A 15755-nucleotide genomic window follows, 5' to 3' on the forward strand; every position below is an offset into this window, starting at 1 on the left:
AGCTTGTGGCAGGCCTGTCGGAACTGCACCAAAAAGCGTGGCCCGCGTCGCGCTTCTTCTTGAAGCTGAACGCGGGCCACGCGCAGGGGACGAACGGAGTCGCTATCTGCGCATCAGCCCCACCACCAGGCTGATGATGGCCAGGATGATGAAGCCGTAAAACAGCAGCTGGGCAATGCCTGCGGCGCTGGCGGCGATGCCACCAAAGCCGAATAGGGCCGCCACGAGGGCGACAACAAAGAAGATGATCGCGTAACGCAGCATGAGGTTTCTCCTTGGACTGTTGGCATCGCTAATCTAGGGCTGGCGCTGGTGCTGGGGTGCCGGCCCCCGCCGCGCTGCCGGGTAGGAAGCCGCCGACGCGGTTACAGCCGGCTTGGCGCTCGCATCCGCACGTGGCGCCGCAGCCGGTCCATCGCAGCTCACGGGTGGCAGGTCCTCCCCGGGATCGACGAAGGCCAACAGGGCGGCCGGCGGCGCCAGCGCCCCCAGGGCGATGGCGGCAATGGCCTTGCCGCCCAGGGCCTTGCCCTCCAGGGCGATGCGCGGGTCGCCCAAAGTGCCCTGCACGCGCACCGGTGAACGCAGCGTCAGCAACGAGAAGTCCTTGGGCCTGGCGACCACCCGCAGGTCCAGTGTCTCGTCGGCCAGGCTGATGCGGCCGTCGATGTCGATGCGGCTGTCGCGGTTGTCCACCACGGCCGAGCGTGGCCTCAGCACACCCGCCTTGAAATTGCCGTCCAGGCGGGCGCAATTCAGCGCCAGGTTCTTGTCGCCGCGCAGCAGGATGCCCAGGCCTTGAGCCAGGTCCAGCCCGGTGGCTTCGGTCAGCAGATGGGAAATGCTGCCCTTGTCGAGCTGCAGGCGAATAGGCCCGTTCAGGCTGGCCAGCAATGCGGCCGTGCTGCCCCCGTGGCCCTGCACGTCGATGTCGGCGCGCATGCGGCCGGTCACGGGGTGTTCACTCAGGCTCTTGGCCTGGAACTTGAACCACTGCTCGATGGCCATGCCGCGTACGTCGGCATGCACCTGCCACAGCGGCGGGCTGGGGCGCGTGTCCAGCCGCAGCCGGCCGGCCAGCTCGCCGCCGGCCACGCCGGCATTGAAGTTCTCCAGCGTCAGCACGCCGCCTTCCAGCACCACGCTGGTATTCACCGGTGCCAGCGGCGCAAGCTTGGCGCTGCCGAGGTCGAGCTGGGTCAGCGCGACGGCGACGCGCGCGTCCATCGTGCTCAGCGACGGCAGATCCAGCGGCCGGTCGGGCAGCACGCGACCCGGGCGGCTGGGTGGCGCATCCGCGCCGACGGCTGGGCCTAAGTCGGCCAGGCGCAGCGGGCCGCCACGCAGCATGCCGCTGAGCATGGGGCGCCGTGTTGACTTCTCGCGGGTGTCGAAGCTGAAATCGCCGGCCAGTTGGCTCTTGCCGATGCGGGCACGGGCACCGCCCAGCTGCCAGACGCCCGAGGCATGCTGCAGCCGCCCGCTGAGCTCCAGCGGCGGCGTGCTGGGCAGGGTGATGCCGAAAGGGCGGCCGACGTCGGCCAGCGAGTTGCCGCGCACCTGCAGCTGGCCGTCCAGCGCGCGGGCGTCGAGCAGCGATGCGGCCGTGCCTGCGAAAGCGATGCGGCCGTCACGCTGGGTCAGTTCGGCACGCAGCTGCACCGGCGGCAGGCCGGTGTCGGCGGGCGCGAGCAGGGCCAGCCCGGCGCCGGCTTCGGCCTTCAGCGCGAGTTGCTGGCCGCGCAACTTGCCCTTCAAGTCGGCCGTCCACTGACCGTCGGCCTGGGTCGCGAAGCGGGCGTCGCCGACCAACAGCAGCGGCGCATCGTCCAGCTGGGCGCTGCCGTGGCGGACGACGAGGTGGTCGATCTGCGGCAGCTCGGCCGGCTCATCGCGGGCGCCCGAGGGTTGCACCGGCCAGGCCGTGCGGCCGGCGGCGTCACGCTGCCAGTTCAGGGACAAGGACTCGGCCTGTACCAGGCGCAGCCGCAGCGGTGCGCCGCGGCGCCAGGCCCAGATGTCACCCCATTGCCAGTTCAGCAGCACGTCCTTGGCGTCGGCCAGGGGCTCGCCGCGGGTGCCGCTGACGCGCAGCCGGGGGGCCTCAAGCCGAGGTTTCCACAATAGGTGCAGCCGAGCACCGGCGTCCATGTCCAGGCCGCGCTCGGCCTGGGCGGCCAGCCGGGGCGCGAGGCCGGGCCAGCCGGCCAGATCCATGCCCACGACGGCAATGACGACCAGCACGACGGCGCCGGCAATGGTGACGGCGACTTTCATGAAGGCATGCTCGCGGCCGGTTGCCGGGACCGGCGTGGGACGGGGGGCCCCATGCCTGTAGGACGCTGGCTGACACACGCGCCTGTCGGTTCGGTCCGACAGGCGATCGGCGCCTGGGCCGAAATCGGGCGCGGCCCGAGGCGTCCAAAGTATGAAAACCGGCCTGATGGCCTCGCACCGGAAAGGACGCCCCAATGAAACAGCACACCACTGCCCGCCTGCCCCTGCTAGCCACCCTCGCCATGGCCGCTGCGCTTGGCGCCTGCAGCCGGCAGCCCGACGATGAACTGAGCGCCGGCCAGCGCGCGGACAACGCCGTGGCCGATGCCAAGCGCGAAGGCAGCGAAGTCCTGGCCGACGCCCGCATGTCGGCGCGCGAGGCCGCGGATGCGACAGCCCGCGTTTCTTCAGACATGAACATCACGGCCAAGGTCAATGCCGCGCTGGCCGTGGATGACCAGCTGAAGGCCACGCAGATCAATGTCGACACCCGTGACGGGCAGGTGACGCTGTCCGGTCAGGCGCCCGACCCGAGGTCGCGCGAGCGCGCTACGACGCTGGCCGCGGCCATCGACGGGGTGAAGCAGGTCAACAACCAGCTGGTGGTCACCCGCAACGGCTGACCCTGCAACTCGCCAAAGCAAAGGCGCCCCGCGAGGGCGCCTTTGCTTTGGCCGCGTCGGCATGCCGTCCGACAGTCCACCGCCGGCCGTAACGATAGCCTTGTCTAGACAACTGCAATCGCTTACTCATGGCCGCCCCTGTTTCTGCATTGAAACGCTTCATGACCGTGGCCAAACCCTATTGGGTGGGCGACCGGCGCGTCTGGGCCTGGGCCTTTCTGGTCGGGCTCATCGTGCTGATGCTGGCCGAGACGCAGTTCGCCGTGTTGCTGAACAACCAGACCGGCGAGCTGACCTCGGCACTGGCGGCGCGCGACGAGCCGCGCTTCTGGGCCGCGGTGCGCGCCATGCTGTGGATCATGGCCTTCGCGGTGCCTATCTTTGCCATCTACTACTACGCCCGCGACGCCTATGCCAACGACTGGCGGCGCTGGCTGACCCACCGCTTCCTGGACGGCTATCTGCGCGAGCGCCGTTACTTTCACATCGCCGGCGACGAGATCGACAACCCGGACCAGCGCATCGCCGACGACATCAACACCTTCACCAGCCGGTCGCTGCACTTCCTGCTCATCCTGCTGGGCTCGCTGATGCAACTGGTGGCCTTCAGTGCCGTGCTGTGGTCGCTGTCGCATTCGTTGGTGGGCTTCCTCGTCGCCTACGCAGTGGCCGGCACCCTGCTGTCTCYCGGCCTGTTCGGGCGGCCGCTGATCCGGCTCAACTACTGGCAGCTCAAGCGCGAGGCGGACTTCCGCTTCCGGCTGATGCGCGTGCGCGAGAACGCCGAGTCCATCGCCTTCTATGGCGGCGAAGACCAGGAGCGCCACCAGCTGCAGCAGCGCCTGCGCGCCACGCTGCTGAACACACGCAAGCTGATCCGCGCGCAGTTCGGGCTCAACCTTTTCCAGCGGGCCTTCAGCCAGCTGAGCCTGCTGGTGCCCAGCGTCGTGCTGGCCGCTGACGTGCTCGGCGGGCGACTCGAGGTGGGCCAGGCCGTGCAGGCCGGTGGCGCCTTTGCGGCGGTGCTGGGGGCGGTGTCCCTCATCATCGACAACTTCGAAAGCCTCTCGCGCTTCGTTGCCGGCATCGACCGCCTGCATGTGATGACCGAAGTGTTGGATGCGGCACTGCCCGAGGCGGGCATCGACCGCCAGGAAGGCMGCGAGCTGAACATCAAGGACCTCACCGTGCACGCGCCGGGCAGTGACCGGGTGCTGGTCGAAAAGCTCTCCCTGCACGTGCCGGAAGGCGGCTCACTGTTGATCACCGGTGCCAGTGGCTGTGGCAAGAGCTCGCTGCTGCGCGCCATCGCTGGCCTGTGGACCCAGGGCAGCGGCCAGGTACTGCACCCGCCGCGCGAGGATGTCTTTTTCCTGCCGCAGCGGCCCTATCTGCAGGTGGGCACGCTGCGCAGCCAGCTCATCTACCCCAGCACGCAAAGCAAGCTCGACGATGAAGCGCTGCTGAAGGTGCTGGACGAGGTGCAGCTGCGCCACCTCGCCGAAGGCGACAGCGGCCTGGACCGCAGCGAGGACTGGGAAAAGCTGCTCAGCGGCGGCGAGCAGCAGCGCCTGGCATTCGCGCGCCTGCTGGTGCATGCGCCGCGCCTGGCCATCCTGGATGAGGCCACCAGCGCGCTGGACGACGCCAACCAGAAGCGGCTGTACCAGCGGCTGGCCGAACGCGGCACCACCCTGATCAGCATTGCCCACCGCGCCGCCGTGGCGGGCTTTCACCGCCATGTGCTGAAGCTGACCGGTGGCGGGCGCTGGACGCTGGCGAAGACGCCGCGCCGGCCAGCTGACAAGCCGGACAAGTGAGGGTTCGCGCAAGGGTCGAGTAGGAAATCGTCGCTACGATCCGCGCACTTCCTGCTGCTAGCCTGCGCGCCTCCCCGATGGACCTGACGATTGCCGCGATCCTGGGCCTGGATGGCCTGACCAACGGCGCGATCTACGCGCTGGTCGCCCTTGCCCTGGTGCTGGTGTTCTCGGTCACCCGCGTCATCTTCATTCCCCAGGGCGAGTTCGTTGCCTTCGGCGCGCTGACGTTGGCTTCACTGCAGATGGGCAAGGTGCCGGGCACCGTGTGGCTGCTGCTGATGATGGCCATTGCGGGCGCTGTGCTGGACGTGATTCAGGGTTTGCGGGAGCGGCGACCGATGGCGCGCATCGCTTTCGGGCTGATGCAGACGCTGAGCTTTCCCATCGGCATGGCTGTGGCTTTGCCGATGTTGGCGCAGGAACAGCCAGCGCTGTGGATCCAGGTGCTGTTGACGCTGGCCATCGTCACGGCGATGGGCCCGCTGCTCTACCGCCTGGCCTACCGCGCACTGTCCGGCGCCAGTGTGCTGACGCTGCTCATCGTGTCCGTCGGCGTGCACTTCGTGCTGACCGGCGTCGGCCTGGTCTTCTTCGGTGCCGAGGGCTATCGCACGCCAGCCTTCTGGGAAGCGCGTTACGACGTCGGGCCGCTGAGCTTCACGGGCCAGACGCTGATCATCTTCGGCGCCTCCATCGCGCTGCTCGTGGCGATGTTCTTCTTCTTCGAGCGCACGCTGATGGGCAAGGCCCTGCGCGCCACCTCGATCAACCGCATCGGCGCTCGGCTGATGGGCATCTCGGGCGATGCGGCCGGCTCGCTGAGCTTCACGATGGCGGCCTTCATCGGCGCGCTGTCGGGCCTGCTGATCTCGCCGTCGACGACCATCTATTACGACACCGGCTTCCTGATCGGCCTGAAGGGCTTCGTCGCCGCGGTGTTCGGCGGCTTGGCCAGCTTCCCGATGGCGCTGGCCGGTGCGATCGGCGTCGGCCTTATCGAGAGCTTCGGCTCCTTCTGGGCCAGCGCCTTCAAGGAGGTCATCGTTTTCACGGTGATCCTGCCCATCCTCCTCTGGCGGTCCTTCGTGGATCCGCACCACGAGGAGCATTGACATGAACCGCACGCATCTGTCGGTCGCGGCGGCCGTCCTGCTCCTCGTGCTGCCCTTTGTGCCTGTGCCGGACTTTTGGATCACGCAGCTCAACTACATCGGCCTCTTTTCGTTGGTCGTGCTGGGCCTGGTGCTGCTGACCGGCGTGGGCGGCCTCACGTCATTCGGCCAGGCCGCGTTTGCCGGCGTCGGCGCCTACGCGACGGGTTATCTGACGACGGTGCTCGGGCTGTCGCCCTGGCTGGGCCTCGCCGCAGGTTTGGCGATCACGCTGGTGTTGGCCCTGGTCATCGGCGCGCTGACACTGCGCATGTCGGGCCACTACCTGCCGCTGGCCACCATCTGCTGGTGCCTGGCGCTCTATTTCCTCGTCGGAAACCTCGAGCCTCTCGGCAAATACGACGGTCTGCTGGGCCTGCCGGCCATCACGCTTGGTGACTTCAGCTTCCAGAGCGAGCGCCGCATCTATCTGCTGATCTGGCTGGCGGCCCTGCTCGCCGCTTTGGGCGTCACGCGGCTGCTGGATTCGCGGCCAGGCCGCATCATGCGAGCGCTCAACACCAACCGCGGCGGCGGCTCGACGATGCCCGAGGCCATGGGCGCGTCGACCTTCCGCTACAAGCTCATCATGTTCGTCATCGCGGCGCTGCTGGCCTCGGTGTCGGGCTGGCTGTATGCCCACATGCAGCGCAGCGTGAACCCCTCGCCCTTCGGCATCAAGTTCGGCATCGAATACCTCTTCATGGCCGTGCTGGGCGGCATCGGCACGGTGGGCGGCGCCTTCACCGGCGCGGCGCTGGTGAAGCTGGCGGAGGACCAGCTCAAGGTCGTGCTGCCGCTGGTGTTCGGCGGCTCGGGCAATTACGAAATCATCGTCTTCGGTGTCGTGCTGGTGCTGGTGCTGCGCTTTGCGCCGGATGGGCTGTGGCCGCTGATTGCACGCTGGCTGCCGGCGGGCCGTGCGAAGGCGGTGGACGAATCGGTGCCGGCCCTGAGCGCGCGCAGCCACCCGCAGCCCGGCGCGGCGCTGCTGGACGTGCGCAAGATCCGCAAGCAGTTCGGTGGCCTGGTCGCCGTCAACGACATCAGTTTTGTCATCCGCGCCGGCGACATCGTCGGCCTCATCGGCCCCAATGGCGCCGGCAAGAGCACGACCTTCAACCTTGTCTCCGGCGTATTGCCGCTCACCAGCGGCGAGGTCGAGCTGCTCGGCCAACGCATGGACGGCCGCGAGAGCCGCGACATCGCCCGCGCGGGCCTCAGCCGGACCTTCCAGCATGTGAAGCTGGTGCCCGACATGACGGTGCTGGAGAACGTCGCGCTGGGCACCTACTTGCGCACCAAGAGCGGCACCGTGCGCGCGATGCTCGGCCTGAACAGAGCCGAGGAGGCGCAGGCGCGCGCCGAGGCCATGCGCCAGCTGCGCCGCATCGGCCTGGCCGAGCAGGCGCACGAGCTGGCCGGCAATCTCGCGCTGGGCCCGCAGCGGCTGGTCGAGATCGCCCGCGCGCTGGCCAGCGACCCGTCGCTGCTGCTGCTGGACGAACCCGCCGCCGGCCTGCGCCACAAGGAGAAGGAAGCGCTCGCCGAAGTGCTGCGGCAGCTGAAGGGCGAGGGCCTGTCGCTGCTGCTCGTGGAGCACGACATGGACTTCGTCATGAGGCTGACCGATCGCATCGTCGTCATGGAGTTCGGTCGCTGGCTGATGGAGGGCACACCAGCCGAGGTGCAGGCCAGCCCGGCGGTGCGTGCGGCCTACCTGGGAGCGGACGAATGAGCGCCTTGCTGGAGGTCGTCGACCTGCACGCCGGCTATGGGCGTGCCGAGGTGTTGCATGGCCTGAGCTTCACCGCGGCGGAGAAGAGCGTCGTCACCGTCATCGGCCCCAACGGTGCGGGCAAGTCCACGCTGCTGGGCGCGCTGATGGGCTTGATCCCGTCGCGCGGCAGCACATTGCGCTTTGCCGGCGAAGACATCGCCAAGCTGACGCTGGAAGAACGCGTGCTCGCCGGATTGGCCCTGGTGCCCGAGAAGCGCGAGTTGTTCGGCACCATGACCGTCGAGGACAACCTGCTGCTCGGCGGCTGGCGGCCCAAGAAGCTCGGCGACAAGCGCTGGCGCGACGGCATGGAAAGCGTCTACACGCGCTTCCCGCGTTTGAAGGAGCGAAGCAAGCAGGCAGCCGGCACTTTGTCCGGCGGCGAACGCCAGATGCTGGCCCTGGGCCGCGCGCTGATGGGCCAGCCCAAACTGTTGATGCTGGACGAACCCAGCCTGGGCCTGGCACCGCTCATCGTGCGCGAGATCTTCACCATCGTGGACGACCTGCGCGCCAGTGGCGTCAGCATCCTGCTCGTCGAGCAGAACGCGCGTGCGGCGCTGCGAGTGGCCGATCACGGGCATGTGCTGGAGACGGGGGAGTTCGGGCTCAGCGGGCCGGCGGATCAGCTGGCGGCGGATCCGAGGGTCATTGAGACGTACCTGGGTGCGGGGCGAAAAGAGTAACGTGGGACGTTCCGTCATCTGGCGCGACGCCAGGCTCTGTCGCATATCAGGAGCAGAGGTATGAAGCTATTCATTGCGAAGATCGTTATCGCGGCAATGGCCATAGGTGCAATCGTCTTGGGCGCTAGTAGCCAAATCGCGCCGGGGATTGCCGGCTGGAAGGTGCTGCTCGGGGCGGCTGCATTCGCCGCCGTGTTGTTATCGGCAGTGCTGGTGCATGCCTTCCTGGTGGGATCGCTTCGGGAATTGCTGCTCCGCTGGGGCGCCATCGATACGCAGTGGCTGTGGACGCCCGACTATCCCGAGGGTTTCAAGCGCTACTGGCGCCGCGGCTCGAAAACAACCACCGAATGAGCGCTACGGCCTGACGAACTTCGTCCGCGCAATACCGAACATGCGCCGCCAAGCTCAGCTCAGCTGAGCTGAGCTGAGCTGAGCTGAGCTGAACCCGCGAAGCCCCAATTCGTGGGCGGCCCCGACCACGACGGCCCGTCCGTCGCCGCAGCAGCGACGCTCACTGCGCCGTCATGCCCCCATCCACCGCCAGCGACTGCCCCGTCAGATACCGCGCCTTGTCGCTTGCCAGGAAGACGATGGTCTGCGCGATCTCGTCCACCGTGCCGGCGCGCTTGGCCGGGATGGCGGCGAGCAGGCCGGCCTTGGCGTCTTCGCTGCGGCCGAGGAAGCGTTCCATCATGTCGGTCTGGACAGGTCCCGGCGCGACGGCGTTGACGCGCACGCCGGCGGCGGCGCCTTCGAGCGCGGCGCTCTTGGTCAGGCCTTCGACCGCATGCTTGCTGGCCACATAGACCGACGCGCCCGCAAAGCCGATCAGCCCGGCCACCGACGACAGGTTGACGATGGCGCCGCTGCCCTGGGCCAGCATGGCGCGCATCTCGTGCTTCAGCGAGAACAGCACGCCGCGCACATTGGTGTCGAAGATGGCGTCGTAGTTCTCGGTGCTCTGCTCGGCGATCGGGCCGTTGCTGCCCTCGGTGCCGGCGTTGTTGACGGCCACGTCCAGGCGGCCGAAGCGCTCGACCGTCTGCTCGACGAGCGAGCGCACCTCGGCCTCGTGGCGCACGTCGGCGCGGATGAAGGTGGCGTCTGCGGCGCCTTGCGTTTTCAGTTCGGCGGCCAGAGCCTGGCCTTCGGGTTCGCGGCGGCCGCTGACGACGACGACTGAGCCTTCCTTGGCAAAGGCGAGGGCGGTGGCGCGGCCAATGCCGGTCAGGGCGCCGGTGATGAGGACGATGCGAGACGAGGTCATGGAAATGACTCCAGTGGTTGAGTGAACTCACTGTGATTGCTGCCTCCTCAATGCAGAAGCCGGCCGGTTTGCCTAAGATTTATTCCAATCAAGACTGAAGCGAGCAGCCATGGACCGATTGCAGTCAATGCAGACCCTGGTGCGGGTCGTCGAGCTGGGCAGCTTCTCGGCGGCGGCGCGCGAACTGGGCAGCACGCAGAGCGCCGTCAGCAAGCAGGTGGCGGCGCTGGAGAAGGCACTGGGCGCGCAGCTGCTGGCCCGCAGCACGCGGGCGCTGAAGCTCACCGACGCGGGCGAGCGCTATGTGGAGCAGGCGCGGCGGTTGGTGGCCGAGATCGGCGAGGCCGAGAGCGAGCTGCGCGACGGCGAGCACCGGTTGCAGGGTTGGCTGCGCGTCGCGACGTCGGTCAGCTTCGGCCGGCTCAAGCTGCTGCCGCTGGTGCGCAGCTTCCTGGCTGCACACCCTGGCGTGAGGATCGATCTGCGCGTCAGCGACGGCTTTGTCGACCTCATCGAGCAGGGCATCGACGTGTCGGTGCGCATCGGCGAGCAGCCGGACTCCAGCCTTGTCGCGCGCCGCATCGGCACGACGCGGCGCTTGGTCGTCGCGCGGCGCGGCTACTTCGAGGGGCGGGGTGAGCCGCCGCGCGAGCCGGCGGATCTGTTGGCTCACAACTGCCTGGTCTACAGCGAACTGCGCTCGCGTGACGCCTGGACGCTGGAGGCCGGCCCGGGCGCCAGCGCCGCGCCGGGCAGCCTCGTCACGGTGCAGGTGGTTGGCAATCTGCAGACCAACAATGGCGAGGTCATTCGCGAGGCGGTGCTGAGCGGCATGGGCCTGGCCTTCGGGCCGACCTGGCTGTTCGAGGCCGAGCTGGCCAGCAGCGAGGTGGAGCCTGTGCTGCCTTGTTGGCCGGGGCGAGACATCCCCATCCAGCTCGTCAGCCCGCCGCAGCGGCGCAACTCAGCCAAGGTCAGGGCATTTGGCGATCACCTGGCGGCCGGGCTGGCCTGAGTGCGCTGCCAGGCGAGCAGCAGGTTGTTGGCCGGCATGTCCAGCCGCTCGCGCAATTGCAGGCCCACGGCCGCGGCCTCGGTGGCGACATCGGCCAGGCGGCGCAGGCCCCAGGCCGGGTTGCGCGCGCGCAGGTCGGCGTCGAAGGCGAGATTGCTCGGCGCCGTGGCCTCCCCGTCGACGAGGTAGGGCCCGTAGGTGAGCAGCAATCCTTCGGGCACGAGATGCCGCGCGGCGCCTTGCATCAGCCCCGCCGTGCAGGCCCAGGGCGCGATGTGGATCATGTTGGCGCAGTAGATCGCGTCGACCTGGGCCGGCACGCCGGGCCAGGTCGCATCGAGCACGTCCAGCGTGATTGGCGGGCGCACCCGGGCCAGGCCTTCGCACCATGCGGCGATGGAGGGCAGGGAGGCCGCGTCGAAATCGCTGGGCTGCCAATGCCAGCCGGGCAGGCCTTCGCTGCAGAAGGCCGCGTGCTGGCCCGTGCCGCTGGCAATCTCCAGCATGACGCCTTGTGCGGGCAGCAGGCGCTGCAGGGCCGCGAGGATGGGCGGGCCGTTGCGTTCGGCGGCGGGGCTGTGGCGGCGAGGGTTGTCCATGGCGGGCATCTTGCCTTGCCGCCGCTAACCTTGCCCCTCATGGCCTATCTGCACCGCGATGCCATCGCCGACGACCTGCCGCGCATCGTCGACATCTACAACTTCGCCGTCGCCACGCGCACCTGCAGCTGCGACCTCGAACCGACGACCGTGGCCAAACGCCGCCCGTCTTTCGACCAGCACACGCCCGACCACCGACCGCTGTGGGTGGCCGAGGACAGCGACCATCCCGGCCAGGGAGCCATCGGCTATCTCGGCTTCTTCCATTTCATGAACGAAAGGCCGGGCTACTTCATCACCGCCGACCTGGCCATCTATCTGCACCCGGACTACCAGGCCAAGGGCCTGGGCAGCTATCTGTTGGCACAGGCCATCGCCAGTTCGCCCGCGCTGGGCATCGAGACGCTGACGGCGACGATCTTTGCGTCCAACGTTGGCAGCCTGCGCCTGTTCGAGAAGCATGGCTTCGAGCGCTGGGGCTTCATGCCGCGGGTGGCGCGGCTGGAGGGCGTGGAGAAGGACCTGGTGCTGGTGGGGCGACGGCTGAGCTGACGGCGACTCCCATCGGCCGCGGAAAGAAAGACTTGCGGCGCGCGCCGTTTCGCCAGGGCGCGGCGCTGGGCACAGTGGTCCGGTCTTCAACGGAGCCTTCCATGACCCTCAAGCTGTACCGCCACGCCTTGTCCGGCCACGCCCACCGCGCCGAGCTCGCACTGTCCCTGCTGGGCCTGCCGCATGAACTCGTCGACATTGACTTCGCCACCCGCGCACACAAGACGCCCGAGTTCCTCGCCCGCCATCCCTTCGGCCAGTTGCCGCTGCTGGATGACGACGGCCATTGCGTCTGGGACAGCACGGCCATCCTGGTCTACCTGGCCAGCAAGTACGACCCGGCGGGCCGCTGGCTGCCGGCCGACGCCGCCGGTCGCGCGGCGGTGCAGGCCTGGCTGTCGGTGGCCTCGGGCCTGATCGCCTTCGGCCCCGCGGCGGCCCGCCTCGTCACCGTGTTCGGCGCACGCTTCGATGCCGACGAGGTGATCAACCGGGCTCACACCTTGTTCAAGGTCATGGAAGGCGAGCTGGCTCGTCGCTCCTTCCTGGTCGGCGACCACGCCACGCTGGCCGACATCGCCGGCTACAGCTATATCGTCAACGCGCCCGAGGGCAATGTGGACCTGGCGCCTTATCCGGCGCTGCGTGCCTGGCTCGCGCGCATCGAGGCGTTGCCGGGCTTTGTGCCTTTCAAGACCACGCCGGCCGGCCTGCGGGCCGCCTGAAATGAAGCCCCTCGCCCGGTCCCATCCCGCTGAACGCGGCTGTGCCCGGCCGGTCCCCCGAGGGGACGGCGATGCTCCCGGCATCGAGCCGCGAGCACATCGCCAGGGCGGGCCGGCTAGGGAGCGGCCCGGCGCTCGGCCCGCAAATACGAAAGGCCACTGAAAATGGATCAACCCTTCCACGCCGGCGAGGTCGCCGTGCAGTCTCGCGTCGGCGTCGCCGAGCGCATGGCCGAGGTCGGTCGCCGCGTCGTGCGCGACCACATGCCCGAGCAGCACCAGCGCTTCTACGAGCAGCTGCCGCTGATGTTGGCCGGCAGTGTGGACCCGACCGGTCGGCCCTGGGCCACGGTGCTGGTGGGGCCGCCGGGTTTCGTGCAGGCGCCGGATGCCTGGCATCTGACCTTCGCGGCCACGCCCATCCCGGGTGATCCGGCCGCGGCCGGCATGACACCGGGCGCGCCGCTCGGCTTGCTGGGCATCGAGCTGCACACGCGGCGGCGCAACCGCGTCAACGGCAGGCTGCTGGCGGTCGAGCCCTCAGGGTTGCGGCTGCAGGTGGAGCAGACGGTAGGCAACTGCCCTCAGTACATCCAGGGCCGCGAGGTTGAATGGGTGCGCGATGCGGCGGACACGCGGCCGCGCGTCATCGAGCGCGTTTCGCAACTGGACGGCGACGCGGCGTGGCTGATCGCCGCCGCCGACACCTTGTTCGTCGCCACGCATGCGGGCGCAGCAGGGGCGGATGTGTCGCACCGCGGCGGTCCCGCCGGCTTCGTCACGCAAGAGGACGCGCGAACGCTGCTGGTGCCGGACTACTCCGGCAACCGCATGTTCATGACGCTGGGCAATCTGCAACTCGACGGACGCGCGGGCCTGCTCTTCATCGACTTCGAGCGCGGCGACCTGCTGAGCCTGACGGGTCGCGCCGAGATCGTCTGGGACGGRCCGGAACGGGCCGCGCTCGACGACAAGGCCGAGCGCGCCTGGCGCTTCCACCTGGATGAGGGCTGGTGGCTGCGTGATGCGCTGCCGCTGCGCTGGCGGTTCCGCGACTGGGCACCGCAGAACGTCTAGCGCAGGGCGGGATTCGCGCGCAGGCTGTCCACCGCTAGGTCGACAAAGGCACGTACTTTCTGTGTCATGTGCCGGCCCTCGTGATGCACGATGTGGACGGGGATGGCCGGCGGCTCGAAGCCCTCCAGCAACGGGACCAGCTCGCCGCGGGCCAGCGCGTCGGCCGCCTGGTAGCTGAGCAGGCGCACGATGCCCAGGCCGGCCAGCGCGAAGGAGCGGGCGGCATCATTGGTTGTCGTGCGCAAGCGGGGGCGGATGCGCTGCACCAGCGGTCGACCCGCTTCGGCAAAGCGCCATTCAGGGTAGGGCGCTACCTGGGTGGGCTGGATCAGCGTGTGTCCCGACAGCCCATCGGGGCGCTGCGGCCGGCCATGCGTGGCCAGATAGCCCGGCGACGCCAGCAGCATGCGCCGCACCTGGCCAACGCCGATAGCGCGCAGGGAGGAGTCCGGCAGCTCGCCGATGCGCACGGCCACGTCCAGGCCCTCGTCGACGAGGTTGACGACGCGGTCGACGAAGACGCATTGCGCGTCGACGTCCGGGTAGCGCTGCAGATAGTCGGTGACGATGGGCGTGACGTGCAGGTTGCCGAACAGCACCGGCGCCGTGACGCTGAGCAGGCCCTTGAGCTGGCTGCGGCTGCCGCTGGTGGCGGCCTCGGAGTCGCCCACGTCGGCTAGGATGCGCCGGCAGTCCTCGGCATAGCGGGCGCCGGCCTCGGTGACGCGCACGGCGCGGGTGGTGCGCGTCAGCAGGCGCACGCCCAGGCGCTCTTCCAGTTCGGCCACAGCGCGCGTGACGACGGGGGCCGACAGGTCCAGCTTGCGCGCCGCGCTCGCGAAGCCGCCGCTGTCGACAACGGCGACGAAGACTTCCATGGCCTGCAAGCGGTCCATGCGTTCAGGCGAGTCTGCCGGCCTGGAAGTCGCGCACGGCCTGCACGAGCTCCGCCTCGGTGTTCATGACAAAGGGGCCGTACTGCGCAATGGGCTCGCCCAGCGGCTTGCCGGCAATCAGCAGCGCGCGGGTCGGCTGGTCGCCAGCTTGCAGGCGTACGCCGTCGCTGCCGGGCGTGTTGGCGAGGATGGCCATGCGGCCCGAGGGCACCTGGCAGCCGGTCTCGAACTTCAGCCCGCCTTCGTAGACGTAGACGAATGCATTGAACTCGGGCGGCAGCAATTGCTCGAAGCGGGCGCCGGGCGCGAAGTGCAGGTCGAGGTACAGCGGCTCGGTGCTGTCGCGCTGCACGGCACCCTCGACACCATGGCTCGCGCCGRCAATGACGCGCGCCTTGACGCCGTCGCGCTCGAACTCCGGCACCTCGTGGCTGGCCACATCGCGGTACCAGGGCGCGCGCAGCTTGTCCTTGGCGGGCAGGTTGAGCCAGAGCTGGAAGCCGGCCATGCGGCCTTCGTTCTGCTCCGGCGTCTCGCTGTGGATGACGCCGCGGCCGGCGGTCATCCATTGCACGCCGCCGTCGCTGATCAGGCCTTCGTTGCCGGCCGAGTCGCGGTGGCGCATGCGGCCATTGAGCATGTAGGTGATGGTCTCGAAGCCGCGGTGCGGGTGGTCAGGGAAGCCGGCGATGTAGTCGTCGGGGTTGTCCGTGCCGAAGGCGTCGAGCATCAGGAAGGGGTCCAGCCGGCGCTGCAGGTTCTGCGTCAGCACGCGGTTGAGCTTGACGCCGGCACCGTCGCTGGTCGGCTGACCAGCGACGAGGCGCTCGACCTCGCGCGGTTGGTTCAACAGGGAAGTGGCGACGGTGTTCATGGCGTTCTTTCAGGCGATCAGAAATTCGGAGATCTGGGCGCGGGCGTTGGCAAGACCTTGCTCAGCGGCGAAGGCCATGCCCTCAGCGTAGACGAACTCAACATCGGTCATGCCCAGGAAGGCCAGCACGGCGCGCAGATAGGGCGTCATCTGGTCGCTGGGCTGGTCGCGATGGATGCCGCCGCGGCTGGTGACGATGTAGACCTTCTTGCCGGTCACCAGGCCGACAGGGCCCTTCTCACCGTACTTGAAGGTGACGCCGGCGCGGGCGACGGCGTCGATCCAGTTCTTGAGCTGGGCGGTGATGTTGAAGTTGTACATCGGCACGCCGATGACGACGGTGTCGGCGGYCTGCAGTTCGGCGATCAGCGCGTCGTCCAGCGCGACGCGGGCGGCCTGCTCGGGCG

Annotated in this window: 17 protein-coding genes; 10 read left to right on the top strand and 7 right to left on the bottom strand. The window is 68.7% G+C overall.

Annotation, left to right across the window (positions count from 1 at the left end; genetic code table 11):
• Positions 1-102 precede the first annotated feature (102 nt).
• Both ACXJKR_RS01720 and ACXJKR_RS01725 read right to left on the bottom strand, forming a co-directional pair.
• The gene (locus ACXJKR_RS01720) at positions 103-264 is read right to left on the bottom strand and encodes a DUF1328 domain-containing protein (RefSeq protein WP_082533043.1); all 162 of its coding nucleotides are present in this window, start codon (positions 262-264) and stop codon (positions 103-105) included.
• Between the two features lie 33 nt (positions 265-297).
• Positions 298-2277, bottom strand: coding sequence for an AsmA family protein (locus ACXJKR_RS01725; RefSeq protein ID WP_457320211.1), 1980 nt, complete (start codon positions 2275-2277; stop codon positions 298-300).
• Positions 2278-2471: 194 nt separating this feature from the next.
• On the opposite strand from ACXJKR_RS01725, the gene ACXJKR_RS01730 reads away from it, so the two are divergent.
• The 6 genes from ACXJKR_RS01730 (at position 2472) to ACXJKR_RS01755 (ending at position 8694) form a co-directional block, all read left to right on the top strand.
• On the top strand, positions 2472-2900 hold the full coding sequence (locus tag ACXJKR_RS01730) for a BON domain-containing protein (protein ID WP_457320212.1): 429 nt from the start codon (positions 2472-2474) through the stop codon (positions 2898-2900).
• A gap of 161 nt (positions 2901-3061) precedes the next feature.
• Positions 3062-4720, top strand: coding sequence for an ABC transporter ATP-binding protein/permease (locus ACXJKR_RS01735; RefSeq protein ID WP_457320214.1), 1659 nt, complete (start codon positions 3062-3064; stop codon positions 4718-4720).
• Between the two features lie 77 nt (positions 4721-4797).
• Positions 4798-5835 (top strand): branched-chain amino acid ABC transporter permease, encoded by a 1038-nt coding sequence (locus ACXJKR_RS01740; RefSeq protein WP_457320216.1) that lies wholly within the window; start codon positions 4798-4800, stop codon positions 5833-5835.
• A 1-nt stretch (position 5836) separates the two neighbouring features.
• The gene (locus ACXJKR_RS01745; protein ID WP_457320218.1) at positions 5837-7612 is read left to right on the top strand and encodes a branched-chain amino acid ABC transporter ATP-binding protein/permease; all 1776 of its coding nucleotides are present in this window, start codon (positions 5837-5839) and stop codon (positions 7610-7612) included.
• Complete coding sequence (locus tag ACXJKR_RS01750) at positions 7609-8340, top strand: ABC transporter ATP-binding protein (protein ID WP_457320219.1); 732 nt, start codon at positions 7609-7611, stop codon at positions 8338-8340. The genes ACXJKR_RS01745 and ACXJKR_RS01750 overlap by 4 nt, the downstream gene beginning before the upstream one ends.
• Before the next feature lie 60 nt (positions 8341-8400).
• Positions 8401-8694 (top strand): hypothetical protein, encoded by a 294-nt coding sequence (locus tag ACXJKR_RS01755; protein WP_457320221.1) that lies wholly within the window; start codon positions 8401-8403, stop codon positions 8692-8694.
• 160 nt (positions 8695-8854) lie between these two features.
• Here ACXJKR_RS01755 and ACXJKR_RS01760 read toward each other — a convergent pair whose 3' ends face one another.
• Complete coding sequence (locus ACXJKR_RS01760) at positions 8855-9610, bottom strand: glucose 1-dehydrogenase (protein ID WP_457320223.1); 756 nt, start codon at positions 9608-9610, stop codon at positions 8855-8857.
• A gap of 109 nt (positions 9611-9719) precedes the next feature.
• Between ACXJKR_RS01760 and ACXJKR_RS01765 the strand changes: the two genes are divergently transcribed.
• The gene (locus ACXJKR_RS01765) at positions 9720-10625 is read left to right on the top strand and encodes a LysR family transcriptional regulator (protein WP_457320224.1); all 906 of its coding nucleotides are present in this window, start codon (positions 9720-9722) and stop codon (positions 10623-10625) included.
• Here ACXJKR_RS01765 and ACXJKR_RS01770 read toward each other — a convergent pair.
• The gene (locus ACXJKR_RS01770; RefSeq protein WP_457320226.1) at positions 10601-11224 is read right to left on the bottom strand and encodes a DUF938 domain-containing protein; all 624 of its coding nucleotides are present in this window, start codon (positions 11222-11224) and stop codon (positions 10601-10603) included. The genes ACXJKR_RS01765 and ACXJKR_RS01770 overlap by 25 nt on opposite strands.
• A 39-nt stretch (positions 11225-11263) precedes the next feature.
• On the opposite strand from ACXJKR_RS01770, the gene ACXJKR_RS01775 reads away from it, so the two are divergent.
• The 3 genes from ACXJKR_RS01775 to ACXJKR_RS01785 all read left to right on the top strand — a co-directional run bounded on the left by ACXJKR_RS01775 (position 11264) and on the right by ACXJKR_RS01785 (position 13578).
• Entirely contained in the window at positions 11264-11776 is a 513-nt protein-coding gene (locus tag ACXJKR_RS01775) for an N-acetyltransferase family protein (protein WP_457320228.1), read from the top strand.
• Between the two features lie 101 nt (positions 11777-11877).
• A complete protein-coding gene (locus ACXJKR_RS01780) occupies positions 11878-12501 on the top strand; it encodes a glutathione S-transferase family protein (RefSeq protein WP_457320230.1) in 624 nt (207 codons plus the stop codon).
• Between the two features lie 165 nt (positions 12502-12666).
• Positions 12667-13578 carry a pyridoxamine 5'-phosphate oxidase family protein gene (locus ACXJKR_RS01785; RefSeq protein WP_457320232.1) on the top strand — a complete coding sequence of 304 codons (912 nt, stop codon included), beginning with the start codon at positions 12667-12669 and terminating at the stop codon, positions 13576-13578.
• Here the strand turns inward: ACXJKR_RS01785 and ACXJKR_RS01790 are convergent.
• The 3 genes from ACXJKR_RS01790 to ACXJKR_RS01800 all read right to left on the bottom strand — a co-directional run.
• On the bottom strand, positions 13575-14474 hold the full coding sequence (locus ACXJKR_RS01790) for a LysR family transcriptional regulator (protein ID WP_457320234.1): 900 nt from the start codon (positions 14472-14474) through the stop codon (positions 13575-13577). The two genes, ACXJKR_RS01785 and ACXJKR_RS01790, sit on opposite strands and share 4 nt — an antisense overlap.
• Before the next feature lie 4 nt (positions 14475-14478).
• Positions 14479-15348, bottom strand: a complete 870-nt coding sequence (locus ACXJKR_RS01795; RefSeq protein ID WP_457320236.1) for a pirin family protein — start codon at positions 15346-15348, stop codon at positions 14479-14481.
• 9 nt (positions 15349-15357) lie between these two features.
• On the bottom strand, positions 15358-15755 hold a 398-nt coding region (locus tag ACXJKR_RS01800), incomplete at its 5' end, for an FMN-dependent NADH-azoreductase (RefSeq protein WP_457320238.1).

The organism is Roseateles sp. P5_E11 (assembly GCF_054049355.1).

Bases quoted from the DNA above. Each gene is read 5' to 3' on its own strand.
- ACXJKR_RS01760 (WP_457320223.1), bottom strand. From the start codon at position 9,610: ATGACCTCGTCTCGCATCGTCCTCATCACCGGCGCCCTGACCGGCATT.
- ACXJKR_RS01780 (WP_457320230.1), top strand. From the start codon at position 11,878: ATGACCCTCAAGCTGTACCGCCACGCCTTGTCCGGCCACGCCCACCGC.
- ACXJKR_RS01770 (WP_457320226.1), bottom strand. From the start codon at position 11,224: ATGGACAACCCTCGCCGCCACAGCCCCGCCGCCGAACGCAACGGCCCG.
- ACXJKR_RS01730 (WP_457320212.1), top strand. From the start codon at position 2,472: ATGAAACAGCACACCACTGCCCGCCTGCCCCTGCTAGCCACCCTCGCC.
- ACXJKR_RS01790 (WP_457320234.1), bottom strand. From the start codon at position 14,474: ATGGACCGCTTGCAGGCCATGGAAGTCTTCGTCGCCGTTGTCGACAGC.
- ACXJKR_RS01720 (WP_082533043.1), bottom strand. From the start codon at position 264: ATGCTGCGTTACGCGATCATCTTCTTTGTTGTCGCCCTCGTGGCGGCC.
- ACXJKR_RS01725 (WP_457320211.1), bottom strand. From the start codon at position 2,277: ATGAAAGTCGCCGTCACCATTGCCGGCGCCGTCGTGCTGGTCGTCATT.
- ACXJKR_RS01740 (WP_457320216.1), top strand. From the start codon at position 4,798: ATGGACCTGACGATTGCCGCGATCCTGGGCCTGGATGGCCTGACCAAC.
- ACXJKR_RS01745 (WP_457320218.1), top strand. From the start codon at position 5,837: ATGAACCGCACGCATCTGTCGGTCGCGGCGGCCGTCCTGCTCCTCGTG.
- ACXJKR_RS01750 (WP_457320219.1), top strand. From the start codon at position 7,609: ATGAGCGCCTTGCTGGAGGTCGTCGACCTGCACGCCGGCTATGGGCGT.
- ACXJKR_RS01765 (WP_457320224.1), top strand. From the start codon at position 9,720: ATGGACCGATTGCAGTCAATGCAGACCCTGGTGCGGGTCGTCGAGCTG.
- ACXJKR_RS01755 (WP_457320221.1), top strand. From the start codon at position 8,401: ATGAAGCTATTCATTGCGAAGATCGTTATCGCGGCAATGGCCATAGGT.
- ACXJKR_RS01775 (WP_457320228.1), top strand. From the start codon at position 11,264: ATGGCCTATCTGCACCGCGATGCCATCGCCGACGACCTGCCGCGCATC.